The following is a 24,813-nucleotide window of genomic DNA, read 5'->3' on the forward strand; positions in this document are numbered from 1 at the left end:
CGCCTCGGAGTGCGGGACTGATGTCGGACGATTTCAAGATCGTGCGCTGGCGCGAGTGGGACGGCCCCGGTATCGAGCATCTTGAACTGCGCCAGCGCGCAGGGGAGGTTTTGGCCGACTCCGTCGTCATTTGCTCCGGCCAAACCCCTTTTGCCGTCCGCTACCGCATGGAATGCGACGCGCACTGGCGCGCCAGGCGTGTCATGGTCGACATGATCGGCAGCGGCCGGACGCTGGTTCTTGCCTCCGACGGCGATGACAGCTGGGTCCGGGACGGCCTTCCCGTGCCCGAACTCGACGGCGTGCTCGACCCTGATCTGACCGTCACCCCGTTCACCAACACGCTGCCGATCCGGCGCTTGCGGCTTTCCAACGGGCAGAGCGCCGAGATCACCACCGCCTTTATCGAATTCCCGGCGCTCACCGTCGCGAGTAACCCGCAGCGCTACACTTGCCTCGATGAGGGCAGGCGATACCTCTATGAAACGCGCGCCAGCGATTTCAGGCGCGAACTCGAGATCGACCGCGATGGGCTGGTCGTCACCTATCCCGATTTCTGGCAAAGGGGATGAAGGCGCGTTTGCATGCAAACCACTCTTTACAGAGAGCGCGGAAGCTTTTAGGAAGCCCCTGCTGCGCCGAGGCGCGCACGATACGGGCATAGCTCAGTTGGTAGAGCGGCGGTCTCCAAAACCGCAGGTCGTAGGTTCGAGCCCTGCTGCCCGTGCCATTTCAAAATGGCGATCAGAAACGATATTTCCGCGGACCGCCCTTTGAAAATCGGCGACACGCTTGCCATATTAGCCCGATTGGGGCATAAGGGCGCCATAGCCGGGACGGAACGACTGGATGGTTCCGAGGCGGCGTTTGGTCATAAAGCGGACACTTGCCACTTGCGTGGATCAAGAATCGGTTTTATGTAGACAGAACAGACACGCGACGCGTGGAGCTGGGAAGCCGGCTTTACGCGTCTGATTTGCATGGGCGAAATGATTGCGCTGATTCGGCGCGAGACTGAGCTCAGGCGGCACGTCCCGGCCAGCGGGATCATCCAGGGGGCCCGGCCAAACGGGTCTTGAAGACAGAGCGGCATATGGCTTCGAAAACCACAAATCCTTTCGTCTTTCTCCAGCAGGTTCGCTCGGAGACCGCCAAGGTGACTTGGCCGTCGCGGCGCGAAACGATGATCTCGACGGTGATGGTTCTGGCCTTCGCCGTGATTGCGATGATCTTTTTCTTTAGCGCCGATCAGTTGATGGGCCTCGCGATCGAACAGATTCTGGGCATTGGACGCTAAGTCCGGCGACTACGGAGAAGTCTAAAAAAATGGCTGCGCGCTGGTACATCGTCCACGCTTATTCGAACTTTGAAAAGAAGGTCGCCGAGGATATCGAGAACAAGGCCAAGCAGAAGGGCCTGTCCGCCGATATCGAGCAGATCGTGGTGCCGACCGAGAAGGTGGTCGAGGTTCGTCGTGGCCGCAAGGTCGATGCCGAGCGCAAATTCTTCCCGGGCTATGTGCTCCTGAAGGCCAATTTGACCGACGCCGTGTTCTCGCTGGTGAAGAACACGCCGAAGGTCACCGGCTTTCTCGGCGACTCCAAGCCGGTGCCGATCACCGAGGCGGAAGCGCAGCGCATCCTGAACCAGGTGCAGGAAGGCGTCGAGCGGCCGAAGCCCTCGGTCACGTTCGAGATCGGCGAGGCGATCCGCGTTTCGGACGGTCCTTTCGCGTCGTTCAACGGCTTCGTCCAGGAAGTGGACGAGGAGCGGGCGCGGCTCAAGGTGGAAGTTTCGATCTTCGGGCGCGCCGTGCCTGTCGATCTGGAATTCGGACAGGTCGAAAAGGGCTGATCCGAAATCCCTGATGCCGTCTGGCGATCAGGGGAGGCGGTGCGGAAACGCATGGCCTGAGAACGGTGGGAGGCGAATGTGGCTTTAGCCGGCCACGCGAACCGCACCACCAGACTGCAACCGCCGGTGTTCCCAAGATGGGGCCGGCATAGACAAAGGCAGGAAAAGAGATGGCTAAGAAAATTGCAGGCCAGCTCAAGCTTCAGGTCTCCGCGGGTTCGGCTACGCCGTCGCCCCCGATCGGCCCGGCGCTTGGTCAGCGCGGCATCAACATCATGGAGTTCTGCAAGGCGTTCAACGCGCAGACCCAGGAAATGGAAAAGGGATCGCCGGTTCCGGTCGTCATCACCTACTATCAGGACAAGTCGTTCACCTTCGTCATGAAGACGCCGCCAGTGAGCTACTTCCTGAAGAAGGCCGCGAACCTGAAGTCGGGCTCGAAGGAGCCGGGCAAGGTCAAGGCTGGCACCGTTTCGCGCGACAAGGTGCGCGAAATCGCGACCGCCAAGATGAAGGATCTGAACGCAAACGACGTCGAGGCGGCCATGCGCATGGTCGAGGGCTCCGCCCGCTCGATGGGTCTGGAAGTGGTGGGCTGAGATCATGGCAAAGATTGCAAAGCGTGTATCGAAGACCCGCGAAGGCATCGATCCCAACAAGGCTTACGCCCTGGGTGAAGCGCTGAAGCTGCTCAAGGACCGTTCCTCGGTCAAGTTCGACGAGACAGTCGAAGTCGCCATGAACCTCGGCGTCGACCCGCGCCATGCCGACCAGATGGTGCGCGGCGTGGTCAACCTGCCGAACGGCACCGGCCGCTCGGTTCGCGTCGCCGTGTTCGCCCGTGGTGACAAGGCCGAGGAAGCCAAGGCCGCCGGCGCCGACATCGTCGGTGCGGAGGACCTGGTCGACATCGTCCAGAAGGGCACGATCGATTTCGATCGCTGCATCGCCACGCCGGACATGATGCCGCTGGTCGGCCGTCTCGGTAAGGTGCTCGGCCCGCGCGGCATGATGCCGAACCCGAAGGTTGGCACCGTCACCACCGACGTCGCCGCTGCCGTCAAGGCATCGAAGGGCGGCGCGGTCGAGTTCCGCGTCGAGAAGGCCGGCATCGTTCACGCCGGCGTCGGCAAGGTTTCGTTCGACGTCAAGGCGCTGGAAGAGAACATCCGCGCCTTCGCCGATGCGGTGACCAAGGCAAAGCCGGCTGGCGCCAAGGGCAACTACGTCAAGAAGGTGTCGGTCACCTCGACGATGGGCCCGGGCCTCAAGCTCGACGTCTCGACGCTCGCAGCGTCCTGATTAAGACCATTTGGATCGGCCGCAAGAAGGCCGATCCGTGACTGAATTCCGGGCCTTGGATTTTTCCTGGGCCCGGTACCGGAAGTCGAAAGGCTTCCGGACATCCTGTCCGAGATTGCAGGCGGCCCAAAAGCCTTAATTCATGTGGGCCTGCATGAGACGGGTGAAGACCCGACAACGGAGCGAGTGCTCCAATGAAAGGTTCGAACCGTGTTTGCCTTTTGTCTGCGCACCGCCGGCTTGTCCGTCGGTGTGGCGAAAGGGGGCAGGATCCTCGAGCGTCGTTCGGGAGATCCGTTACTGGATGGCCCGGCCGGCAAAAAGGCAACCCGACGCCTGTCCTCGAAATGAGATGTTCTCATTGACGGGATTGGGGTCAACTGGAGATAGGCAGTGGACAGAGCGGAAAAACGCGAACTCGTCACGGGCCTGAACGAAGCGTTCGGAAACGCAGGTTCAGTGGTCGTGGCCCACTATGCCGGTATCACCGTCGCGCAAATGAACGACCTTCGGTCGAAAATGCGCGCCGCCGGTGGCACCGTTAAAGTCGCGAAGAACCGTCTCGCCAAAATCGCTCTTCAGGGCACGGACTCCGCATCGATCATCGACCTGTTCAAGGGACAGACGCTGATTGCTTATTCGGAGGATCCGATTGCGGCGCCGAAGGTCGCGTCCGATTTCGCCAAGGGAAATGACAAGCTCGTCATTCTCGGCGGCGCAATGGGCACCACCTCGCTCAATGCCGACGGTGTGAAGGCACTCGCCACACTTCCGTCGCTCGATGAGCTGCGCGCCAAGCTGGTTGGCATGATCGCCACGCCGGCAACCCGGATCGCCCAGATCGTCAATGCGCCAGCGGCCTCGGTCGCGCGCGTCATCGGCGCTTACGCCCGGAAGGACGAGGCGGCATGAGGCCGTTCCTCGCTATCAAAAACACACGTTCGAACCTAACGAAGGAATACAACAATGGCTGATCTCGCAAAGATCGTAGACGACCTTTCGAAGCTGACCGTCCTCGAGGCGGCCGAGCTGTCGAAGCTTCTGGAAGAAAAGTGGGGCGTTTCGGCTGCTGCTCCGGTGGCGGTTGCCGCTGCTGGCGGCGCTGCCGCTGCTGCCGCTCCGGCCGAGGAAAAGACGGAATTCGACGTCGTCCTCACCGACGCTGGCGCTCAGAAGATCAACGTCATCAAGGAAGTCCGCGCCATCACCGGTCTTGGCCTCAAGGAAGCCAAGGACCTGGTCGAAGCGGCTCCGAAGCCGGTCAAGGAAGGCGTTTCCAAGGCCGACGCTGACAAGTTCAAGGCCCAGCTGGAAGCAGCCGGCGCCAAGGTCGACCTGAAGTAAGCGTAAAAGCGGCGGGCGGCCTCGCGCCGTCCGCCACTCCCTTCGCCTGGAGGGAGGACGCGTAGCGCGAGATGTACGAGAACCTCTTTCCTGAGGGCCGCAACTGGCCTTCAGGAAACGGGTTTTCTCCCGTTTTAGCCGGCCGCCGAAAGGCGAACGGAGAACAGACAGAGAGCCGCCGCCCAGGTGGCTCGGTATGCAAGGCGGACCGCGGCGAGGTCCGCCCCGAGTTTAGAGCTAAGGAGCGACGATGGCCCAGACCCAGACTTTCAATGGCCGCAGACGCGTACGCAAGTTCTTCGGAAAGATTCCGGAAGTTGCGGAGATGCCGAACCTGATCGAGGTTCAGAAGGCATCCTATGACCAGTTCCTGATGGTGGACGAGCCCAAGGGCGGCCGTCCGGACGAGGGACTGCAGGCTGTTTTCAAGTCGGTCTTCCCGATCTCCGATTTTTCCGGCTCCTCGATGCTGGAGTTCGTGAAGTACGAGTTCGAAGGACCGAAATTCGACGTTGACGAATGCCGTCAGCGCGACCTGACCTATGCCGCGCCGCTGAAGGTGACGCTGCGCCTCATCGTGTTCGATATCGACGAGGATACCGGCGCCAAGTCGATCAAGGACATCAAGGAGCAGGACGTCTACATGGGCGACATGCCGCTCATGACCTTGAACGGCACCTTCATCGTCAACGGCACCGAGCGCGTCATCGTCTCGCAGATGCACCGTTCGCCGGGCGTCTTCTTCGACCACGACAAAGGCAAGTCGCACTCGTCGGGCAAGCTTCTGTTTGCCGCGCGCGTCATTCCCTATCGCGGCTCGTGGCTCGACATCGAGTTCGATTCCAAGGACGTCGTGCACGCCCGCATCGACCGCCGCCGCAAGATTCCGGTGACGTCGCTGTTGATGGCGCTCGGCATGGATGGCGAAGAGATCCTGTCGACCTTCTACAACAAGATCACCTATGTGCGCGCCGGCGACCACTGGCGTATTCCGTTCAACGTCGAGCGTTTCCGCGGCCTCAAGGCCGTCGGCGACCTGGTCGATGCCGATACGGGCGAGATCGTTGTCGAGGCCGGCAAGAAGATCACCGCCCGTCAGGCGCGCCAGCTCGGTGAGAAGGGCCTGAAGGCGATCAAGGCGACCGACGAGGATCTGCTCGGCAACTACCTGGCCGAGGACATCGTCAATTACGCCACCGGCGAGATCTTCCTTGAAGCCGGCGACGAGATCGACGAGAAGACCCTGAAGGTGCTGCTTGGCACCGGCGAGCAGGAGATCAAGGTTCTCGACATCGACCACGTCAATGTCGGCGCCTATATCCGCAACACGCTCAACGTCGACAAGAACGAGAGCCGCCAGGACGCGCTGTTCGACATCTATCGTGTCATGCGCCCGGGCGAGCCGCCGACGCTCGAGACCGCCGAAGCCATGTTCAACTCGCTGTTCTTCGACTCAGAGCGCTATGACCTGTCGGCTGTCGGCCGCGTCAAGATGAACATGCGCCTCGAGCTCAAGGCCGAGGACACCGTGCGCGTGCTGCGCAAGGAAGACATCCTGGCCGTGGTCAAGACGCTGGTCGAACTGCGCGACGGCAAGGGCGAGATCGACGACATCGACAATCTCGGCAACCGCCGCGTGCGTTCCGTCGGCGAGTTGATGGAGAACCAGTACCGCGTCGGCCTGTTGCGCATGGAGCGCGCGATCAAGGAGCGTATGTCCTCGATCGAGATCGACACGGTGATGCCGCAGGACCTGATCAACGCCAAGCCGGCGGCCGCCGCCGTGCGCGAGTTCTTCGGTTCCTCGCAGCTGTCGCAGTTCATGGACCAGACCAACCCGCTGTCGGAGATCACCCACAAGCGCCGCCTGTCGGCGCTTGGACCAGGCGGTCTGACCCGCGAGCGCGCCGGCTTCGAAGTGCGCGACGTGCACCCGACGCATTACGGCCGTATCTGCCCGATCGAGACGCCGGAAGGCCCGAATATCGGTCTGATCAACTCGCTGGCCACCTTCGCGCGCGTCAACAAGTACGGCTTTATCGAGAGCCCGTACCGCAAGATCGTCGATGGCAAGCTGACCAATGACGTCGTCTATCTCTCGGCGATGGAAGAAGCCAAGCACCATGTCGCGCAGGCCAACGCCGAGCTCGACAAGAATGGCGGCTTCGTCGACGAGTTCGTCATTTGCCGCAGTGCCGGCGAAGTGATGATGGCGCCGCGCGAGAATGTCGACCTGATGGACGTGTCGCCCAAGCAGATGGTGTCGGTGGCCGCGGCCCTGATCCCGTTCCTGGAAAACGACGACGCCAACCGTGCGCTGATGGGCTCGAACATGCAGCGTCAGGCCGTGCCGCTGGTGCGCGCCGAGGCGCCGTTTGTCGGCACCGGCATGGAGCCGATCGTTGCCCGTGACTCCGGCGCCGCCATCGGCGCCCGCCGCGGCGGCATCGTCGACCAGGTGGACGCGACGCGTATCGTTATCCGCGCGACGGAAGATCTCGATCCGGGCAAGTCCGGCGTCGACATCTACCGGCTGATGAAGTTCCAGCGTTCGAACCAGAACACCTGCATCAACCAGCGTCCGCTGGTGCGCATGGGTGACCGGGTCAACAAGGGCGACATCATCGCCGACGGTCCGTCGACCGAGCTCGGTGATTTGGCGCTCGGCCGCAACGTGCTGGTCGCGTTCATGCCGTGGAACGGCTACAACTACGAGGACTCGATCCTGCTCTCCGAGCGCATCGTCGCCGACGACGTCTTCACCTCGATCCACATCGAGGAGTTCGAGGTCATGGCGCGCGATACCAAGCTTGGTCCGGAGGAAATCACCCGCGACATTCCGAACGTTTCGGAAGAAGCGCTGAAGAACCTCGACGAAGCCGGCATCGTCTATATCGGCGCGGAAGTGCAGCCGGGCGACATCCTGGTCGGCAAGATCACGCCGAAGGGCGAGAGCCCGATGACGCCGGAAGAAAAGCTTCTGCGCGCCATCTTCGGTGAAAAGGCTTCCGACGTGCGCGACACTTCGATGCGCATGCCTCCGGGTACTTTCGGCACCGTCGTCGAGGTGCGCGTGTTCAATCGCCACGGTGTGGAGAAGGACGAGCGCGCCATGGCGATCGAGCGCGAGGAGATCGAACGCCTCGCCAAGGACCGCGACGACGAGCAGGCCATTTTGGACCGCAACGTCTACGCGCGTCTTTCCGACGTGCTCGTCGGCAAGGAAGCGATCGCTGGACCGAAGGGCTTCAAGAAGGGCTCGACGCTGTCCAAGGACACGCTCGACGAGTATCCGCGTTCGCAGTGGTGGCAGTTTGCCGTGGAGAATGAAAAGCTCCAGAGCGAACTGGAAGCCCTGCGTGGCCAGTACGACGACTCCAAGAAGGCGCTCGAACAGCGCTTCATGGACAAGGTCGAGAAGGTGCAGCGCGGCGACGAAATGCCTCCGGGCGTCATGAAGATGGTCAAGGTCTTCGTGGCGGTGAAGCGCAAGATGCAGCCGGGCGACAAGATGGCCGGCCGTCACGGCAACAAGGGTGTCGTGTCGCGCATCGTTCCGGTCGAGGACATGCCTTTCCTCGAGGACGGCACGCATGCCGATATCGTGCTCAACCCGCTGGGTGTGCCGAGCCGCATGAATGTCGGGCAGATCCTGGAAACGCATCTGGGCTGGGCCTGCGCGGGCATGGGCAAGAAGATCGGCGAGCTGATCGACACCTACAAGGCGGCGGGCGACATCAAGCCGCTGCGCAAGACGCTGGAAAGCTTCATGCCGGCCAATGACCGCAACGAGCCGATCCGCGAGTATGACGACGAGAGCATTGTTCGCCTCAGCGAGCAGATGCGCCGCGGCGTCTCGATCGCGACCCCGGTGTTCGACGGTGCGCACGAGGCTGACATCAACATCATGCTGGAGCAGGCGGGCCTGCACACCAGCGGTCAGTCGCAGCTCTATGACGGACGCACGGGCGAGCCGTTCGATCGCAAGGTGACGATGGGCTATATCTACATGCTCAAGCTTCACCACCTGGTGGACGACAAGATCCACGCGCGTTCGATCGGTCCGTACTCGCTCGTCACCCAGCAGCCGCTGGGCGGCAAGGCGCAGTTCGGTGGCCAGCGCTTCGGCGAAATGGAGGTCTGGGCGCTGGAAGCCTACGGCGCCGCCTACACGCTGCAGGAAATGCTGACGGTGAAGTCGGACGACGTCGCCGGCCGCACCAAGGTCTACGAGGCGATCGTGCGCGGCGACGACACGTTCGAGGCCGGGATTCCGGAGAGCTTCAACGTGCTCGTCAAGGAAATGCGGTCTCTCGGCCTCAATGTCGAGCTGGAGAACACCAAGCTCGACGACGCCCCTGTCCGGCTGCCCGACGCGGCCGAGTAAAGGCTACAGCGCGCCGCACGAAGTTGCGGCGCGCAAAGGAATTCGACGGCCGGTGGCCGACAAAAGATGGCGGGCGTTTGGCCCGCGACTAGATGCAAGGGGTTTTCGAGGACCCCGAAAAGGAGAACGGCATGAACCAAGAGGTCATGAATCTCTTCAATCCGCAGGCGCCTGCGCAGGTGTTCGATTCCATCCGGATCTCACTGGCCAGCCCTGAGAAGATTCTGTCCTGGTCGTTCGGCGAGATCAAGAAGCCGGAGACCATCAACTACCGCACCTTCAAGCCGGAGCGTGACGGTCTGTTCTGCGCGCGCATTTTTGGCCCGATCAAGGACTATGAGTGCCTGTGCGGCAAGTACAAGCGCATGAAGTACAAGGGCGTCATCTGCGAGAAGTGCGGCGTCGAAGTCACGCTGTCGCGCGTCCGTCGCGAGCGCATGGGCCATATCGAGCTCGCTGCGCCCGTCGCCCATATCTGGTTCCTGAAGTCGCTGCCCTCGCGCATCGGCACGCTGCTCGACATGACGCTGAAGGACATCGAGCGCGTCCTTTACTTCGAGAACTACATCGTCACCGAACCTGGCCTCACCGCGCTGAAGGAGCACCAGCTGCTCAGCGAGGAAGAGTACATGATCGCCGTCGACGAGTATGGCGAGGATTCGTTCACCGCCATGATTGGCGCGGAGGCCATTCATGACCTTCTGGCCGGTATGGATCTGGAGAAGATCGCCGGCGACCTGCGTTCGGAACTGGCTTCGACCACGTCCGAGCTGAAGCAGAAGAAGTATCTGAAGCGGCTCAAGGTCGTCGAGAACTTCATGGAATCCGGCAACCGTCCGGAATGGATGATCATGAAGGTGGTCCCGGTGATCCCGCCGGACCTGCGCCCGCTCGTCCCGTTGGACGGCGGCCGTTTCGCCACGTCCGACCTGAACGATCTCTATCGCCGCGTCATCAACCGCAACAACCGCTTGAAGCGGCTGATCGAGCTGCGCGCGCCTGGCATCATCGTGCGCAATGAAAAGCGCATGCTGCAGGAAGCCGTCGACGCACTGTTCGACAACGGCCGTCGCGGCCGCGTCATCACCGGCGCCAACAAGCGTCCGCTGAAGTCGCTGTCCGACATGCTGAAGGGCAAGCAGGGCAGGTTCCGTCAGAACCTGCTCGGCAAGCGCGTCGACTATTCCGGCCGCTCGGTCATCGTCACCGGTCCGGAGCTCAAGCTGCACCAGTGCGGCCTGCCGAAGAAGATGGCGCTCGAACTGTTCAAGCCCTTCATCTACGCCCGTCTCGACGCCAAGGGTTACTCCTCGACCGTCAAGCAGGCCAAGAAGCTGGTCGAGAAGGAGCGTCCGGAAGTCTGGGATATTCTCGACGAGGTCATCCGCGAGCACCCGGTTCTGCTCAACCGCGCGCCGACGCTGCATCGCCTCGGCATCCAGGCGTTCGAGCCGATCCTGATCGAAGGCAAGGCGATCCAGCTGCACCCGCTGGTCTGCACGGCCTTCAACGCCGACTTCGACGGCGACCAGATGGCGGTCCACGTGCCGCTGTCCCTGGAAGCGCAGCTTGAAGCCCGCGTGCTGATGATGTCGACCAACAACATCCTGCACCCGGCTTCCGGCGCGCCGATCATCGTGCCGTCGCAGGACATGGTTCTGGGTCTCTACTATCTCTCGATCGTCAACCAGAACGAGCCGGGCGAGGGCATGGTGTTTGCCGACATGGGCGAACTCCAGCACGCGCTCGAGACCAAGGCGGTGACGCTGCACGCCAAGATCAAGGGCCGCTTCCGCACCGTCGACGCCGAAGGCAAGGTCGTGTCGAAGATCCACGACACCACGCCTGGCCGCATGATCATCGGCGAGCTTCTGCCGAAGAACGTCAATGTGCCTTACGAGACCGCCAACCAGGAGATGACCAAGAAGAACATCTCCAAGATGATCGACACCGTCTACCGCCATTGCGGTCAGAAGGAGACGGTCATTTTCTGCGACCGCATCATGGCGCTCGGCTTCGCTCACGCCTGCCGTGCCGGCATTTCGTTCGGCAAGGACGACATGCTGATCCCGGACAGCAAGATCAAGCTGGTCTCCGACACCGAGGCTTTGGCCAAGGAATACGAGCAGCAGTACAATGACGGCCTGATCACGCAGGGCGAGAAGTACAACAAGGTCGTCGACGCCTGGGCCAAGTGCTCGGAAAAGGTCGCCGACGAGATGATGGCCCGCATCAAGGCGGTCGAGTTCGAGGACAATGGCCGTCAGAAGCCGATGAACTCGATCTACATGATGTCGCACTCCGGTGCGCGTGGCTCGCCCACCCAGATGCGTCAGCTTGCCGGCATGCGCGGCCTGATGGCGAAGCCCTCGGGTGAAATCATTGAGACGCCGATCATCTCGAACTTCAAGGAAGGCCTGACCGTGCTCGAGTACTTCAACTCGACCCACGGCGCCCGCAAGGGTCTGGCCGACACCGCCTTGAAGACGGCGAACTCGGGTTACCTCACTCGCCGTCTGGTCGACGTGGCGCAGGACTGCATCGTCAACTCCGTGGATTGCGGCACCGACAAGGGCCTCACCATGCAGCCGATCGTCGATGCCGGTCAGGTTGTCGCTTCGGTCGGCCAGCGCGTGCTGGGCCGCACCGCGCTCGACGACATCAACCATCCGGTGACCGGCGATCTGCTGGTCAAGGCCGGAACGCTGATGGACGAGCGTGACGTGGAGCAGATCGAAAAGGCCGGCGTCCAGTCGGTCCGCATCCGCTCGGCACTGACCTGCGAGGTCAGGGTCGGCGTGTGCGCGGTCTGCTACGGACGCGATCTGGCGCGCGGCACCCCGGTCAACCAGGGTGAAGCGGTCGGCGTCATCGCGGCGCAGTCGATCGGCGAGCCGGGCACCCAGCTCACCATGCGTACCTTCCACATGGGCGGTACCGCGCAGGTGGTGGATAGCTCGTTCCTTGAAGCCTCCTATGAGGGCAAGGTCGAGATCCGCAACCGCAACGTGGTGCGCAACTCGGACGGCCAGCAGATGGTCATGGGCCGCAACATGGCGGTGCTGATCCTCGACGAAGCCGGCAAGGAGCGCGCCACGCACCGTGTCACCTATGGTTCGCGTATCTTCGTGGACGATGGCGACAAGGTGAAGCGCGGCCAGCGTATCGCCGAGTGGGATCCCTACACCCGCCCGATCCTCACCGAAATCGAGGGCAGGGTGGCGTTCGAGGATCTGGTCGACGGCATTTCCGTCCAGGAAACGGCCGACGAGTCGACCGGCATCACCAAGCGTGAGGTCATCGACTGGCGTTCGACGCCGCGCGGCAACGATCTGAAGCCGGCGATCGTCGTTCAGGACGCCAAGGGCAAGGTCGGCAAGCTGTCGAAGGGTGGCGATGCCCGCTTCCTGCTCTCGGTCGAGGCCATTCTCTCGGTCGAGCCGGGTGCGCAGGTTCGTCCCGGCGACGTGCTGGCGCGTATCCCGATGGAAAGCGCCAAGACCAAGGACATCACCGGCGGTCTGCCGCGTGTTGCCGAACTGTTCGAGGCACGTCGTCCGAAGGATCACGCCATCATCGCCGAGATCGATGGCACGATCCGCTTCGGCCGCGACTACAAGAACAAGCGCCGCATCATCATCGAGCCGCATGACTCGACGCTCGAGCCGGTCGAATACCTGATCCCGAAGGGCAAGCCGTTCCATCTCCAGGACGGCGACGTCATCGAGAAGGGCGACTACATCCTCGACGGCAATCCGGCGCCGCACGACATCCTGGCGATCAAGGGCGTGGAGGCACTTGCTTCCTACCTCGTCAACGAGATCCAGGAAGTCTACCGCCTGCAGGGCGTGTCGATCAACGACAAGCACATCGAGGTGATCGTTCGCCAGATGCTGCAGAAGGTCGAGATCACCACGCAGGGCGACTCGACCTACATTCCGGGCGACCACGTCGACGTGATCGAACTGGAAGAGGTCAACGAGCGCCTGATCGAGGACGGCAAGAAGCCGGCCGAAGGTCAGCCGGTGCTGCTCGGCATCACCAAGGCCTCGCTGCAGACGCCGTCCTTCATCTCGGCCGCCTCCTTCCAGGAGACGACCAGGGTGCTGACGGAAGCCGCGGTTGCCGGCAAGACCGACATGCTGCAGGGCTTGAAGGAAAACGTCATCGTCGGCCGGCTGATCCCGGCCGGTACGGGCGGCACGATGAGCCAGATCCGGCGCATCGCCACCTCGCGTGACGAATTGATCATCGACGAGCGCCGCAAGGCCTCCGGTGTGGAAGTCGCCGAGCCGATGCTGGCCGATATGACAACCGCCGCGCAGTAAGCGCGGCGGGAGCAATCCCAGGAAAAGTGTAAAACGGTTTTCCCACGGGAATTGCGCCGGAAAAAGCAGTAAATCTCAGGCAACAAGGCCGTCGGGGTAACCCGGCGGCTTTTTTGTTTTCCGGAGCGTGGCGAAGTTGGTATCCATGGCGGCAAGAAAGGCCCCGGGGCCACATTTTCGCGTTTCGGCTTTTGATCGGAGAAGAAACGATGAGCACGAAGACCTGGGCGGCTGTCGACGACTACATCGTCGATGCCCTGTTCGACGCGGACCTCGCCCTCGACGCCGTTCTGGCCGCCAATCGCGACCAGGGCCTGCCACCGATCGACGTCTCGCCAGCGCAGGGCAAGCTGCTTTCACTGCTGGCGCGCATTCGGGGTGCGAAGAAGATCCTCGAAATCGGCACGCTGGGCGGCTATTCGACGATCTGGATGGCGCGCGCCTTGCCCATGGACGGCAAGATCGTGACGCTTGAACTCGACCCGCATCACGCCAAGGTCGCGCGGTCGAATTTCGAACGGGCAGGGGTGTCGGACCAAGTGGAACTGCGGGTCGGGCCGGCCCTTAAATCGCTGGCCGCGCTAAGTGCTGAAAATGCCGGGCCGTTCGATCTCATCTTCATCGACGCCGACAAGCCGAACAACCCGAACTACCTGTCCGGGGCCATGCGGCTTTCGCGCCCGGGGACGGTGATAATCTGCGACAACGTCATCCGCGACGGCGCGGTGCTCGACGGCGGTGGCCATGACGCCAATGTCGTAGGCGCCCGGGCGGCGTTCTCATTCATCGGCGGCGACAAGCGTCTGGATGGCACCGCCATCCAGACAGTCGGCGCCAAGGGCTATGATGGCTTCGCGATTGCGATTGTCGAGTGATCATCCCACTCGTGATTGTCTGAATGACGCTGATGTCAGACCAACTCGGTCGTGCTCGCTTGTCAGCGGCTGTTCGTTTTGACGACCGGCTTCCCCCAATCCGTCGCTGCTTCGCAGCGCCACCTTTCCCCCTTCCGGAGGGAAAGGAAGCCGCGCTGGACGAGCGTTGGCGGCAATAGGTTCGCGCCCTTCCTCTACCCCGTCAATCGGGGGAGAGGTGGCTCGGCGTAGCCGAGACGGAGTGGGGGTCGATCTGGCACGGGCGTGCATTCCAGCCGGGTCCGCGATCCCGTCGCGTGCACAAATCAGTCGAAAAACGCCTCGACCACATTGCGCTTGCCAAGCATGAAGGCGTCGGCGACATGCTGTAGCGGCGCGAGATCGACGTCTGAAGTCCCGGCGCGCACGATCTCGGCGAAGCGCTTGTAGAGCATGGGGTATTCCGCTTCTGGCTCCTCATGCACGATACGGCCGTCGATCGCGAGTTTCGAGCCGCCGCCGGAAAGCACCATCTTGCCGGCATCCGTGTCGGCCAGGATGTCCCAGCTTTGCGGGCCGGTCTGCAGCCAGTCGAGATCCATCGCCACCGGCAATCCGTTCGAGGTGCGGAAGGTGACTTGCGCCGCGACCGGGGCGGCGCGGTTTTCCGGAAAGTCGAGCACGGCCGAGGTGATGAACATCGCCGGCAGGATGTGGGTTGCGATCGACAGGGCGTTGATGCCGGGATCGAAGACGCCGAAGCCGCCCGGCGCCCAGATCCACTCCTGGTTCGGATGCCAGCGGCGGACATCTTCCTTCCAGACGATAGCCGCCGACCGAATCTGGGTCGATGCGAGAAAACCGCGCGCGGCCTCCACCGCCGGCGCATAGCGCGAGTGCCAGCTGGCAAATAGCGAGACGCCGTTTTTCCCGGCGAGCACTTTCAGATCCTCGACCTCGCTGACCGTGGCGCCCGGCGGCTTTTCCAGGAAGACATGCTTCTTTGCCTCTAGCGCGGTGCGCGCGGCATCGTAGCGGAATTGCGGCGGCATGCAGAGCGAGACGGCCTCAAGCTCCGGCACCGCGTCGAGCATCGCCTCGATGGTCGGAAAGTTCGGGATGCCGTCGACCTTGCCATGCCGGCTGGCGGCGGCGATGAGGCGATAATTCTGGTCTTTCGCCAGCGCCGGCAGGTGCTGGTCGCGGACGATCTTGCCGACGCCGACGATGCCTATGTTGATGGGGTTGTTGTTTGACGACATGGGGGCTCCGGAATGGAAGGACAGATTTTTCTAGGTGCGAAAGGAGAGTCGGGCAAGTTGTGGCCATGGCGCGGCGGTCCGGCCGGCGTCGGCCGCGACCTGACCTGATTCTCAGATCGGCGCGTCGAACGTGACGATCGAGACTTCGCCTTCGAGCGCGCCCTGGTAGGCCGACAGATGCGGCTCGTCGTCGGGCACGCCGTCCATATCGCCGATCTGGTCGAGTTCGGCCTCGGCATAACCTTCCGCCGCAAGCGATTCGAGGGCACGGCGCACCGCCGAATCGTCGTCGGGAGCGACCAGCATGACATGCACGCCTTCCGCTTTGCCGCCTTTGCGCTTCCACACCCGGCCGGTGATGATGGTGACCGGGCGTTCTTCATTGTCGTTCACGGGCTGATTCCTCTTGGCAAAGGACAGGCGAGGGGGTTTTGAGTGCTCAGGCGGCCTTTTCGCATGAAGGGGGGCTGTGCGACAGCCAAAAGCCGGTCACTTTCTTCTCCGTCCTTGCAAATTGGCGAAAGAAAATTACATGCGCCTTTCGCATGGCTGCCAAGCCCCGGCTTCAATGCAATATTTGGCACTGCGGGGTTGACGGTTCGCAGGCTTACGAGTAGAAGCCGCCCAGTCAGAACCGATGTGAGGCTCTCCTTTCCGAAGCGACACGCTTTGGAGTTTGCTTCAAACAGGGTTCGTTTTACGAGCGAAAAGACATTTCCGGCGTGCACGAAGCGGCTTCCGCTTCCTCTGCCATTTGTTCGGGCAAGACCGCGAGGCGCGGTTTGTGGCCCGAATTTGCGTATGGAAATGACGCTTTGAGCGGCCCTGACCGGGCGAGACACGGAATTGAGAGACAAGAGGGTTTAATGCCTACCGTCAACCAGCTGATCCGCAAGCCGCGCATTGCGCCGGTGAAGCGCAACAAGGTCCCGGCCATGCAGCAGAACCCGCAGAAGCGGGGCGTCTGCACGCGCGTCTACACGACGACGCCGAAGAAGCCGAACTCGGCGCTGCGCAAGGTGGCCAAGATCCGCCTGACCAATGGTTTTGAAGTGATCGGTTACATCCCCGGCGAAGGTCACAACCTTCAGGAACACTCCGTGGTCATGATCCGCGGCGGCCGCGTCAAGGATCTTCCGGGCGTTCGCTACCACATCATCCGCGGCGTGCTCGACACGCAGGGCGTGAAGAACCGCAAGCAGCGCCGTTCGAAGTACGGCGCCAAGCGTCCGAAGTAAGATTTTCCGGCCCTGGCGCTGCTTGAATGCGTCGGGCTACGAGATTGAGAGACAAAAGCCATGTCGCGTCGTCACAGTGCAGAAAAGCGTGAGATCAACCCGGATCCGAAATTCGGCGATCTGATCGTCACCAAGTTCATGAACGCCGTCATGTATGACGGCAAGAAGTCGGTCGCCGAGACCATCGTTTATGGCGCTCTCGACCAGGTCCAGTCGAAGACCAAGCAGGAGCCGGTCACCGTCTTCCATCAGGCGCTCGACAATGTCGCGCCGCATGTGGAAGTGCGTTCGCGTCGCGTCGGCGGCGCCACCTACCAGGTTCCGGTCGACGTGCGTCCCGAGCGCCGCCAGGCATTGGCCATCCGTTGGCTGATCGCGGCTGCCCGCAACCGCAATGAGACGACCATGATCGACCGCCTCTCGGGCGAGCTGATGGATGCGGCCAACAACCGCGGCACGGCCGTCAAGAAGCGTGAAGACACCCACAAGATGGCTGAAGCCAACCGCGCTTTCGCGCACTACCGCTGGTAAAGCGCGAACAGGACTGAGAGGCAGCTACGATGGCCCGCGAATACAAAATCGAAGACTACCGCAATTTCGGTATCATGGCGCATATTGACGCCGGCAAGACGACGACCACCGAGCGCGTCCTCTATTACACGGGCAAGTCGCACAAGATCGGCGAAGTGCACGACGGCGCTGCCACCATGGATTGGATGGAGCAGGAGCAGGAACGCGGCATCACCATCACGTCCGCCGCCACCACGACCTTCTGGAAAGGCCGTGACGGCAAGATGCGCCGCTTCAACATCATCGACACTCCCGGACACGTCGACTTCACCATCGAAGTCGAGCGTTCGCTGCGCGTGCTCGACGGCGCCATCGCGCTGCTCGACGCCAACGCCGGTGTCGAGCCGCAGACGGAAACCGTCTGGCGCCAGGCCGACAAGTACCGCGTTCCGCGCATGATCTTCTGCAACAAGATGGACAAGATCGGCGCCGACTTCTACCGCTCGGTCGAGATGATCGGCTCGCGCCTCGGTGCGCAGGCTGTCGTCATGCAGCTGCCGATCGGCGCCGAGACCGAATTCAAGGGCGTCGTCGACCTCGTTGAGATGAATGCGCTTGTCTGGCGCGACGAGACGCTGGGCGCCGCCTGGGACGTCGTCGAGATCCCGGCCGACCTTCAGGCTCGTGCCCAGGAATACCGCGAGAAGATGATTGAAGCCGCCGTCGAAATGGACGAGACGGCCCTCGAGAACTACCTCGAAGGCAAGATGCCTTCGAATGACGAGATCCGTTCGCTGATCCGCAAGGGCACGATCGCGGTCAAGTTCTTCCCGATGTTCTGTGGCTCGGCCTTCAAGAACAAGGGCGTGCAGCCGCTGCTCGACGCAGTCGTCGAATACCTGCCGTCGCCGGCCGACGTTCCCGCCATCAAGGGCGTCGATGCCAAGACCGATGCCGAGATCGAGCGCCACGCGGTCGACGACGAGCCTCTCTCGATGCTTGCCTTCAAGATCATGAACGACCCGTTCGTCGGTTCGCTGACCTTCGCCCGCATCTATTCGGGCAAGCTCACCAAGGGCATCTCGGTCGACAACACCGTCAAGGGCAAGAAGGAGCGCATCGGCCGCATGCTGCAGATGCATGCGAATTCGCGCGCCGACGTCGAAGAAGCTTTCGCCGGCGACATCGTCGCTCTGGCCGGCCTCAAGGACACGACCACTGGCGATACGCTGTGCGATCCGTTGCATCCGGTCATCCTCGAGCGCATGGAATTCCCGGATCCGGTCATCCAGATCGCCATCGAGCCGAAGACCAAGAACGACCAGGAAAAGATGGGCCTCGCCCTTCACCGCCTGGCTGCCGAGGATCCGTCCTTCCGCGTCAAGACCGACGAGGAAAGCGGCCAGACCATCATCTCCGGCATGGGCGAACTGCACCTCGACATCATCGTCGACCGCATGCGTCGCGAGTTCAAGGTCGAAGCCAATGTCGGCGCTCCGCAGGTGGCCTATCGCGAGACGATCACCCGCAAGCACGAGCAGGACTACACACACAAGAAGCAGACCGGCGGTACCGGCCAGTTCGCCCGCGTCAAGGTTCTGTTCGAGCCGAATACGGAGAGCGAAGAGTTCGTCTTCGAGTCCAAAATCGTCGGCGGCGCGGTGCCGAAGGAATACATTCCGGGTGTCGAAAAGGGCATCCAGAGCGTCATGGGCGCTGGTCCGTTCGCGGGCTTCCCGATGATCGGTGTTCGTGCGACGCTGATCGACGGCGCCTACCACGACGTCGACTCCTCGGTCCTGGCCTTCGAAATCGCGTCCCGCGCCTGCTTCCGTGAAGCCGCACCCAAGCTTGGCGTGCAGCTGCTCGAGCCGATCATGAAGGTCGAAGTTGTGACGCCGGAAGACTATGTCGGCAGCGTCATCGGCGACCTGAACGGCCGCCGCGGCCAGATCCAGGGCCAGGAAGCGCGCGGCGTGGCCGTCGTCATCAACGCGATGGTGCCGCTCGCCAACATGTTCAAGTACGTCGACAACCTGCGCTCGATGAGCCAGGGCCGCGCGGCCTACACGATGCAGTTCGACCACTACGAGCCGGTCCCGACCGCGGTCGCCCAGGAAGTCCAGAAAAAATACGCGTAACTCGAAAGAGCTGTCGCGGTAACGCAATTCAAAGCCCGCATGGGCGAGCAGGAAATGGAGACATCACATGGCAAAAGGTAAATTCGAGCGCACTAAGCCTCATGTGAACATCGGCACGATTGGTCACGTTGACCATGGCAAGACGTCGCTGACGGCGGCGATCACGAAGTATTTTGGCGAGTACAAGCGCTACGACCAGATCGATGCGGCGCCGGAAGAGAAGGCACGCGGCATCACCATTTCGACGGCTCACGTCGAATACGAGACGGCCAACCGCCACTACGCCCACGTCGACTGCCCCGGCCACGCCGACTATGTGAAGAACATGATCACCGGCGCCGCGCAGATGGACGGCGCGATCCTGGTGGTGTCGGCCGCCGACGGCCCGATGCCGCAGACCCGCGAGCACATCCTGCTTGCCCGTCAGGTCGGCGTGCCGTCGATCGTGGTGTTCCTGAACAAGGTCGACCAGGTCGACGACGCTGAGCTGCTCGAACTGGTCGAGCTCGAGGTTCGCGAGCTTCTGTCGAAGAACGAGTTCCCCGGCGACGACATTCCGATCGTCAAGGGTTCGGCGCTGGCTGCTCTTGAGGATTCCAACAAGACGATCGGCGAGGACGCGATCCGCGAGCTGATGGCTCAGGTCGACGCCTACATCCCGACCCCGGTTCGTCCGCTCGACAAGCCGTTCCTGATGCCGATCGAAGACGTGTTCTCGATCTCGGGCCGCGGCACGGTCGTGACCGGCCGCGTCGAGCGCGGCGTGGTCAAGGTCGGCGAGGAGCTGGAGATCATCGGCATCCGTCCGACGACCAAGACGACCTGCACGGGCGTGGAAATGTTCCGCAAGCTGCTCGATCAGGGCCAGGCTGGCGACAACATCGGCGCGCTGCTGCGTGGCGTTGATCGTGAAGGTGTCGAGCGCGGCCAGGTCCTGGCCAAGCCGGGTACGGTGAAGCCGCACAAGAAGTTCGTGGCCGAAGCCTACATCCTGACCAAGGACGAAGGTGGCCGTCACACGCCGTTCTTCACCAACTACCGTCCGCAGTTCTACTTCCGCACGACGGACGTGACCGGCATCGTGTCGCTGCCGGCTGGCACCGAGATGGTCATGCCTGGCGACAACATCACGGTCGATGTCGAGCTGATCGTACCGATCGCCATGGAAGAGAAGCTGCGCTTCGCCATCCGTGAAGGCGGGCGCACCGTCGGTGCCGGCATCGTCGTCACCATCAAAGAGTAATTTGGACTTAAACCGATCTGTCGCGGGCGCGGAAGTTGCCCGCGCCGCGCCAGAACAAGGAAGTGACGCATGAACGGACAGAATATCCGCATCCGCCTGAAGGCGTTTGATCACCGCGTGCTCGACGCCTCGACGAAGGAAATCGTGTCGACGGCCAAGCGCACCGGCGCAAACGTCCGCGGCCCCATTCCGCTGCCGACGCGGATCGAAAAGTTCACGGTGAACCGGTCGCCCCACGTCGACAAGAAGAGCCGCGAGCAGTTCGAGATGCGCACGCACAAGCGTCTGCTCGACATCGTCGATCCGACCCCGCAGACCGTCGATGCTTTGATGAAGCTCGATCTGGCCGCCGGCGTCGACGTCGAGATCAAGCTCTAAGGGAATGAGAGCGCGGTAAGGGGCGGTGCCCCTGGCCCGGAACTCTAAAGGAATTGAACCGATGCGTTCAGGTGTGATTGCAAAGAAGGTGGGAATGACCCGCATCTATAACGATGCCGGGGAACATGTTCCCGTCACCGTTCTCCAGATGGAGAACTGCCAGGTCGTGGCGCAGCGCACGCAGGAGAAGAATGGCTACACCGCCGTTCAGCTCGGCGTTGGCCTCGCCAAGGTGAAGAACACGTCGAAGGCGATGCGCGGCCATTTCGCGACCGCTTCCGTCGAGCCGAAGGCGAAGGTTGCCGAGTTCCGCGTCTCGGCCGACAACATGATCGATGTCGGCGCCGAGATCACCGTCGAGCACTTCGTCGCCGGCCAGAAGGTCGACGTGACGGGCACGACGATCGGCAAGGGTTTCCAGGGCGTCATCAAGCGTCACCACATGGGTGGTGGCCGCGCGACGCACGGTAACTCGGTCTCGCACCGTACGCACGGTTCGACCGGCCAGCGCCAGGACCCCGGCAAGGTGTTCAAGGGCAAGAAGATGGCCGGCCACATGGGCGACACCCGCGTGACGACGCAGAATGTCGAGATCGTCTCGACCGATGCCGACCGCGGCCTGATCCTGATCCGCGGAGCGGTTCCCGGATCGAAGGGCGCTTGGATCCTGGTCCGCGATGCGGCCAAGGTGGCACTGCCGGCCAATGCGCCGAAGCCCGCCGCGATCCGCGCCGCTGTTAAGAACGAGGCTCCGGCCACAGAGGGAGCGGAATAATGGATCTCAAGATCACAACGCTTGGCGGCAAGGACGCCGGCAAGGTGAAACTCTCCGAGGAGATTTTCGGCCTTGATCCGCGCGAGGACATCTTGCAGCGCGTCGTGCGCTGGCAGCTTGCCAAGAAGCAGCAGGGCACGCACAAGGCCAAGGGCCGCGCCGAAATCGCGCGCACCGGTGCCAAGATGTACAAGCAGAAGGGTACGGGCCGCGCCCGTCACCATTCGGCACGCGCTCCGCAGTTCCGCGGCGGCGGCAAGGCCCACGGCCCGGTCGTCCGCAGCCACGAGCACGACCTGCCCAAGAATGTGCGCGCTCTCGGCCTGAAGCATGCTCTCTCGGCCAAGGCCAAGAGCGCGTCGATCATCGTCATCGACGAGCTGAAGTTGACCGAGGCCAAGACCAAGGCGCTGATCGCGAATTTCGCGACGCTGGGCCTGAGCAACGCCCTGGTGATCGGCGGCGCCGAGCTTGACAAGAACTTCAAGCTGGCCGCGACCAACATCCCCAACATCGACGTGCTGCCCATCCAGGGCATCAACGTCTACGACATTCTGCGCCGCGGCACGCTGGTCCTTTCCAAGGCCGCCGTCGAGGCTCTCGAGGAGCGCTTTAAATGACCGACCTTCGTCACTACGACGTGATCGTCAGCCCGGCGATCACCGAAAAGTCGACCATGGCTTCCGAGCAGAACCAGGTCGTCTTCAACGTCGCCAAGAAGGCGTCGAAGCCGGAAATCAAGGCCGCCGTCGAAGCGCTGTTCGGCGTCAAGGTGATGGCCGTGAACACGCTTGTCCGCAAGGGCAAGATCAAGCGCTTCCGCGGCACGATCGGCCGCCAGAGCGACGTCAAGAAGGCGATCGTGACGCTGGCCGACGGCCAGTCGATCGACGTCGCGACGGGTCTCTGAGCAAGGCCGCGAGGACAGAACAATGGCACTGAAAAAATTCAACCCGGTAACGCCGAGCACCCGCCAGCTGGTCATCGTCGACCGCTCGGGCCTTTACAAGGGCAAGCCCGTCAAGGGTCTGACCGAGGGCCTGACCAAGTCGGGCGGCCGCAACAATTACGGCCGCATCACCGCCCGCTTCATCGGCGGTGGTCACAAGCGTTCGTACCGCATCATCGACTTCAAGCGCCGCAAGTTCGACGTCGTCGGCACGGTCGAGCGCATTGAATACGATCCGAACCGCACCGCCTTCATCGCGCTGATCAAGTACGATGATGGTGAGCTGTCCTACATCATCGCCCCGCAGCGCCTTGCCGCCGGCGACAAGATCGTGGCTGGCGAAGCGGTCGACGTAAAGCCGGGCAATGCGATGCCGCTGGCCTCGATGCCGGTCGGCACGATCGTCCACAACATCGAGCTGAAGCCGGGCAAGGGCGGTCAGGTCGCCCGTTCGGCTGGCGGTTACGCTCAGCTCGTCGGTCGCGACCAGGGCATGGCGATCCTGCGCCTCAACTCGGGTGAGCAGCGTGTCGTTCACGGCTCCTGCATGGCCACCGTCGGTGCCGTGTCGAACCCCGACCACGGCAACATCAACGACGGCAAGGCCGGCCGCACGGTTTGGCGCGGCAAGCGTCCGCACAATCGCGGCGTGACCATGAACCCGGTCGACCATCCGCACGGCGGTGGTGAAGGCCGCACCTCCGGCGGCCGCCATCCGGTCAGCCCGTGGGGCAAGCCGACCAAGGGCAAGAAGACGCGGTCCAACAAGGCGACCGACAAGTTCATCCTGCGCTCGCGCCATCAGCGCAAGAGCTAAGAAGAGGTAACGCCAAGTGACTCGTTCTATTTGGAAAGGCCCCTTCATCGACGGCTACCTTCTCAAGAAGGTGGACAAGGTTCGTGAAGGTGGTCGCAATGAGGTGATCAAGATGTGGAGCCGTCGCTCCACCATCCTGCCGCAGTTCGTCGGCTTCACCTTCGGTGTCTACAACGGCCAGAAGCATGTTCCCGTTTCGGTGAACGAGGACATGGTCGGTCATAAGTTCGGTGAATTCGCACCGACGCGGACCTATTACGGTCACGGCGCGGATAAGAAGGCGAAGAGGAAATAATCATGGGCAAGGCCAAAGCTCCGCGCAGGCTTGCTGACAACGAAGCGCGCGCCGTGTTGCGCACGATCCGTATCAGCCCGCAGAAGCTGAACCTCGTTGCCGCGCTGATCCGCGGCAAGAAGGTCGCGACAGCGCTTTCCGATCTCGAATTTTCGGCCAAGCGGATTTCCGGCACGGTCAAGAAGACGCTGGAATCGGCGATCGCCAACGCGGAAAACAACCACGACCTCGATGTCGATGCGCTGGTGGTGGCGGAAGCCTATGTCGGCAAGTCGATCGTCATGAAGCGGTTCCACGCTCGTGGCCGTGGTCGCGCCAGCCGTATCGAGAAGCCGTTCTCGCACCTCACGATCGTCGTTCGTGAAGTCGAAGAAAAAGGGGAGGCCGCATAATGGGCCAGAAAGTCAATCCGATCGGTCTTCGCCTCGGCATCAACCGTACCTGGGATTCGCGCTGGTTCGCGAACACCGGGGAGTACGGCAAGCTGCTGCATGAGGACATCAAGATCCGCAAGTATCTTGAGAAGGAACTCAAGCAGGCCGCGATCTCCAAGGTCGTGATCGAGCGCCCGCACAAGAAGTGCCGCGTCACCATCCATGCCGCGCGCCCGGGTCTGATCATCGGCAAGAAGGGCGCCGACATCGAGAAGCTTCGCAAGAAGCTAATGGAGATGACGAAGTCCGAGACGCACCTCAACATCGTCGAAGTGCGCAAGCCGGAGATCGACGCGACCCTGGTCGCCCAGTCGATCGCCCAGCAGCTCGAGCGTCGTATCGCGTTCCGCCGCGCCATGAAGCGCGCCGTGCAGTCGGCGATGCGCCTCGGTGCCGAAGGCATCCGCATCAACTGCTCGGGCCGTCTCGGCGGCGCCGAAATCGCTCGCATGGAGTGGTACCGCGAAGGTCGCGTGCCGCTGCACACGCTGCGCGCCGATGTCGACTACGGCACAGCCGAAGCGAATACGGCTTACGGCATCTGCGGCGTCAAGGTCTGGGTATTCAAGGGCGAGATCCTCGAGCACGATCCGATGGCTTCGGAACGTCGCGCGACCGAGGGTGATGCTGCGCATGGCGGTGGTGGTGATCGCGAACGCGGTCGTCGTCGCGAAAACGCCTGAGACATTTAGGAATTTGGAG

24 protein-coding genes and 1 tRNA gene are annotated in these 24,813 nt (G+C 62.4%); 23 read left to right on the forward strand and 2 right to left on the reverse strand.

The window, feature by feature from the left end; all coding sequences use genetic code 11:
* The first annotated feature begins 20 nt into the window (after positions 1-20).
* The 11 genes from MAFF_RS02120 (at position 21) to MAFF_RS02170 (ending at position 14,090) form a co-directional block, all read left to right on the forward strand.
* Entirely contained in the window at positions 21-572 is a 552-nt protein-coding gene (locus tag MAFF_RS02120) for a putative glycolipid-binding domain-containing protein (RefSeq protein WP_010909259.1), read from the forward strand.
* Between the two features lie 82 nt (positions 573-654).
* Positions 655-730: transfer RNA gene (locus MAFF_RS02125), tRNA-Trp, on the forward strand.
* A 363-nt stretch (positions 731-1,093) separates the two neighbouring features.
* Positions 1,094-1,297: a preprotein translocase subunit SecE gene (gene secE, locus MAFF_RS02130; protein ID WP_010909260.1), complete on the forward strand. Its 204-nt coding sequence runs from the start codon at positions 1,094-1,096 to the stop codon at positions 1,295-1,297.
* A 29-nt stretch (positions 1,298-1,326) separates the two neighbouring features.
* Positions 1,327-1,854 (forward strand): transcription termination/antitermination protein NusG, encoded by a 528-nt coding sequence (gene nusG / locus MAFF_RS02135; RefSeq protein ID WP_010909261.1) that lies wholly within the window; start codon positions 1,327-1,329, stop codon positions 1,852-1,854.
* A gap of 170 nt (positions 1,855-2,024) precedes the next feature.
* Positions 2,025-2,453, forward strand: a complete 429-nt coding sequence (rplK, locus tag MAFF_RS02140) for a 50S ribosomal protein L11 (RefSeq protein ID WP_010909262.1) — start codon at positions 2,025-2,027, stop codon at positions 2,451-2,453.
* 4 nt (positions 2,454-2,457) lie between these two features.
* Positions 2,458-3,156 carry a 50S ribosomal protein L1 gene (rplA, locus tag MAFF_RS02145; RefSeq protein WP_010909263.1) on the forward strand — a complete coding sequence of 233 codons (699 nt, stop codon included), beginning with the start codon at positions 2,458-2,460 and terminating at the stop codon, positions 3,154-3,156.
* A gap of 393 nt (positions 3,157-3,549) precedes the next feature.
* Positions 3,550-4,068 (forward strand): 50S ribosomal protein L10, encoded by a 519-nt coding sequence (rplJ, locus tag MAFF_RS02150; protein WP_010909264.1) that lies wholly within the window; start codon positions 3,550-3,552, stop codon positions 4,066-4,068.
* Between the two features lie 54 nt (positions 4,069-4,122).
* Complete coding sequence (gene rplL / locus MAFF_RS02155) at positions 4,123-4,500, forward strand: 50S ribosomal protein L7/L12 (protein WP_010909265.1); 378 nt, start codon at positions 4,123-4,125, stop codon at positions 4,498-4,500.
* A 250-nt stretch (positions 4,501-4,750) separates the two neighbouring features.
* Positions 4,751-8,887, forward strand: coding sequence for a DNA-directed RNA polymerase subunit beta (gene rpoB / locus MAFF_RS02160; RefSeq protein ID WP_010909266.1), 4,137 nt, complete (start codon positions 4,751-4,753; stop codon positions 8,885-8,887).
* 131 nt (positions 8,888-9,018) lie between these two features.
* Positions 9,019-13,215 carry a DNA-directed RNA polymerase subunit beta' gene (gene rpoC, locus MAFF_RS02165; protein WP_010909267.1) on the forward strand — a complete coding sequence of 1,399 codons (4,197 nt, stop codon included), beginning with the start codon at positions 9,019-9,021 and terminating at the stop codon, positions 13,213-13,215.
* A 209-nt stretch (positions 13,216-13,424) separates the two neighbouring features.
* Positions 13,425-14,090 carry an O-methyltransferase gene (locus tag MAFF_RS02170; RefSeq protein ID WP_010909268.1) on the forward strand — a complete coding sequence of 222 codons (666 nt, stop codon included), beginning with the start codon at positions 13,425-13,427 and terminating at the stop codon, positions 14,088-14,090.
* Between the two features lie 305 nt (positions 14,091-14,395).
* On the opposite strand, the gene MAFF_RS02175 is transcribed toward MAFF_RS02170, so the two are convergent.
* Both MAFF_RS02175 and MAFF_RS02180 read right to left on the reverse strand, forming a co-directional pair.
* A complete protein-coding gene (locus tag MAFF_RS02175) occupies positions 14,396-15,331 on the reverse strand; it encodes a Gfo/Idh/MocA family protein (RefSeq protein WP_010909269.1) in 936 nt (311 codons plus the stop codon).
* A 111-nt stretch (positions 15,332-15,442) separates the two neighbouring features.
* A complete protein-coding gene (locus MAFF_RS02180) occupies positions 15,443-15,724 on the reverse strand; it encodes a hypothetical protein (protein WP_010909270.1) in 282 nt (93 codons plus the stop codon).
* Positions 15,725-16,197: 473 nt separating this feature from the next.
* On the opposite strand from MAFF_RS02180, the gene rpsL reads away from it, so the two are divergent.
* The 12 genes from rpsL (at position 16,198) to rpsC (ending at position 24,794) form a co-directional block, all read left to right on the forward strand.
* A complete protein-coding gene (gene rpsL, locus MAFF_RS02185; RefSeq protein ID WP_006333356.1) occupies positions 16,198-16,569 on the forward strand; it encodes a 30S ribosomal protein S12 in 372 nt (123 codons plus the stop codon).
* A gap of 60 nt (positions 16,570-16,629) precedes the next feature.
* Positions 16,630-17,100 (forward strand): 30S ribosomal protein S7, encoded by a 471-nt coding sequence (gene rpsG, locus MAFF_RS02190; protein WP_006202127.1) that lies wholly within the window; start codon positions 16,630-16,632, stop codon positions 17,098-17,100.
* A 29-nt stretch (positions 17,101-17,129) separates the two neighbouring features.
* Positions 17,130-19,220 carry an elongation factor G gene (gene fusA, locus MAFF_RS02195; RefSeq protein ID WP_010909271.1) on the forward strand — a complete coding sequence of 697 codons (2,091 nt, stop codon included), beginning with the start codon at positions 17,130-17,132 and terminating at the stop codon, positions 19,218-19,220.
* 67 nt (positions 19,221-19,287) lie between these two features.
* On the forward strand, positions 19,288-20,463 hold the full coding sequence (gene tuf, locus MAFF_RS02200) for an elongation factor Tu (protein WP_010909256.1): 1,176 nt from the start codon (positions 19,288-19,290) through the stop codon (positions 20,461-20,463).
* A 69-nt stretch (positions 20,464-20,532) separates the two neighbouring features.
* Positions 20,533-20,841, forward strand: coding sequence for a 30S ribosomal protein S10 (gene rpsJ / locus MAFF_RS02205; RefSeq protein ID WP_010909272.1), 309 nt, complete (start codon positions 20,533-20,535; stop codon positions 20,839-20,841).
* 61 nt (positions 20,842-20,902) lie between these two features.
* Complete coding sequence (gene rplC / locus MAFF_RS02210) at positions 20,903-21,616, forward strand: 50S ribosomal protein L3 (protein ID WP_010909273.1); 714 nt, start codon at positions 20,903-20,905, stop codon at positions 21,614-21,616.
* Positions 21,616-22,236, forward strand: coding sequence for a 50S ribosomal protein L4 (gene rplD, locus MAFF_RS02215; RefSeq protein ID WP_010909274.1), 621 nt, complete (start codon positions 21,616-21,618; stop codon positions 22,234-22,236). The genes rplC and rplD overlap by 1 nt, the downstream gene beginning before the upstream one ends.
* Positions 22,233-22,526: a 50S ribosomal protein L23 gene (locus MAFF_RS02220; RefSeq protein WP_010909275.1), complete on the forward strand. Its 294-nt coding sequence runs from the start codon at positions 22,233-22,235 to the stop codon at positions 22,524-22,526. Before rplD ends, MAFF_RS02220 begins: the two co-directional genes overlap by 4 nt.
* 22 nt (positions 22,527-22,548) lie before the next feature.
* Positions 22,549-23,382 (forward strand): 50S ribosomal protein L2, encoded by an 834-nt coding sequence (gene rplB, locus MAFF_RS02225; RefSeq protein WP_010909276.1) that lies wholly within the window; start codon positions 22,549-22,551, stop codon positions 23,380-23,382.
* Positions 23,383-23,398: 16 nt separating this feature from the next.
* Positions 23,399-23,677, forward strand: coding sequence for a 30S ribosomal protein S19 (gene rpsS / locus MAFF_RS02230; protein WP_006205463.1), 279 nt, complete (start codon positions 23,399-23,401; stop codon positions 23,675-23,677).
* 2 nt (positions 23,678-23,679) lie between these two features.
* The gene (gene rplV / locus MAFF_RS02235; protein WP_010909277.1) at positions 23,680-24,069 is read left to right on the forward strand and encodes a 50S ribosomal protein L22; all 390 of its coding nucleotides are present in this window, start codon (positions 23,680-23,682) and stop codon (positions 24,067-24,069) included.
* Positions 24,069-24,794, forward strand: a complete 726-nt coding sequence (rpsC, locus tag MAFF_RS02240; RefSeq protein ID WP_010909278.1) for a 30S ribosomal protein S3 — start codon at positions 24,069-24,071, stop codon at positions 24,792-24,794. The genes rplV and rpsC overlap by 1 nt, the downstream gene beginning before the upstream one ends.
* The last annotated feature ends 19 nt before the right edge of the window (positions 24,795-24,813 follow it).

Origin of the sequence: Mesorhizobium japonicum MAFF 303099, assembly GCF_000009625.1 — a bacterium.
Classification (GTDB): Bacteria; Pseudomonadota; Alphaproteobacteria; order Rhizobiales; family Rhizobiaceae; genus Mesorhizobium; species Mesorhizobium japonicum.

What these genes read in the sequence shown, in the direction of transcription:
- MAFF_RS02120 (WP_010909259.1), top strand. Translation starts at nt 21, where the DNA reads ATGTCGGACGATTTCAAGATCGTGCGCTGGCGCGAGTGGGACGGCCCC.
- secE (WP_010909260.1), top strand. Translation starts at nt 1,094, where the DNA reads ATGGCTTCGAAAACCACAAATCCTTTCGTCTTTCTCCAGCAGGTTCGC.
- nusG (WP_010909261.1), top strand. Translation starts at nt 1,327, where the DNA reads ATGGCTGCGCGCTGGTACATCGTCCACGCTTATTCGAACTTTGAAAAG.
- rplK (WP_010909262.1), top strand. Translation starts at nt 2,025, where the DNA reads ATGGCTAAGAAAATTGCAGGCCAGCTCAAGCTTCAGGTCTCCGCGGGT.
- rplA (WP_010909263.1), top strand. Translation starts at nt 2,458, where the DNA reads ATGGCAAAGATTGCAAAGCGTGTATCGAAGACCCGCGAAGGCATCGAT.
- rplL (WP_010909265.1), top strand. Translation starts at nt 4,123, where the DNA reads ATGGCTGATCTCGCAAAGATCGTAGACGACCTTTCGAAGCTGACCGTC.
- rpoB (WP_010909266.1), top strand. Translation starts at nt 4,751, where the DNA reads ATGGCCCAGACCCAGACTTTCAATGGCCGCAGACGCGTACGCAAGTTC.
- rpoC (WP_010909267.1), top strand. Translation starts at nt 9,019, where the DNA reads ATGAACCAAGAGGTCATGAATCTCTTCAATCCGCAGGCGCCTGCGCAG.
- MAFF_RS02170 (WP_010909268.1), top strand. Translation starts at nt 13,425, where the DNA reads ATGAGCACGAAGACCTGGGCGGCTGTCGACGACTACATCGTCGATGCC.
- MAFF_RS02175 (WP_010909269.1), bottom strand. Translation starts at nt 15,331, where the DNA reads ATGTCGTCAAACAACAACCCCATCAACATAGGCATCGTCGGCGTCGGC.
- rpsL (WP_006333356.1), top strand. Translation starts at nt 16,198, where the DNA reads ATGCCTACCGTCAACCAGCTGATCCGCAAGCCGCGCATTGCGCCGGTG.
- rpsG (WP_006202127.1), top strand. Translation starts at nt 16,630, where the DNA reads ATGTCGCGTCGTCACAGTGCAGAAAAGCGTGAGATCAACCCGGATCCG.
- fusA (WP_010909271.1), top strand. Translation starts at nt 17,130, where the DNA reads ATGGCCCGCGAATACAAAATCGAAGACTACCGCAATTTCGGTATCATG.
- tuf (WP_010909256.1), top strand. Translation starts at nt 19,288, where the DNA reads ATGGCAAAAGGTAAATTCGAGCGCACTAAGCCTCATGTGAACATCGGC.
- rpsJ (WP_010909272.1), top strand. Translation starts at nt 20,533, where the DNA reads ATGAACGGACAGAATATCCGCATCCGCCTGAAGGCGTTTGATCACCGC.
- rplC (WP_010909273.1), top strand. Translation starts at nt 20,903, where the DNA reads ATGCGTTCAGGTGTGATTGCAAAGAAGGTGGGAATGACCCGCATCTAT.
- rplD (WP_010909274.1), top strand. Translation starts at nt 21,616, where the DNA reads ATGGATCTCAAGATCACAACGCTTGGCGGCAAGGACGCCGGCAAGGTG.
- MAFF_RS02220 (WP_010909275.1), top strand. Translation starts at nt 22,233, where the DNA reads ATGACCGACCTTCGTCACTACGACGTGATCGTCAGCCCGGCGATCACC.
- rplB (WP_010909276.1), top strand. Translation starts at nt 22,549, where the DNA reads ATGGCACTGAAAAAATTCAACCCGGTAACGCCGAGCACCCGCCAGCTG.
- rplV (WP_010909277.1), top strand. Translation starts at nt 23,680, where the DNA reads ATGGGCAAGGCCAAAGCTCCGCGCAGGCTTGCTGACAACGAAGCGCGC.
- rpsC (WP_010909278.1), top strand. Translation starts at nt 24,069, where the DNA reads ATGGGCCAGAAAGTCAATCCGATCGGTCTTCGCCTCGGCATCAACCGT.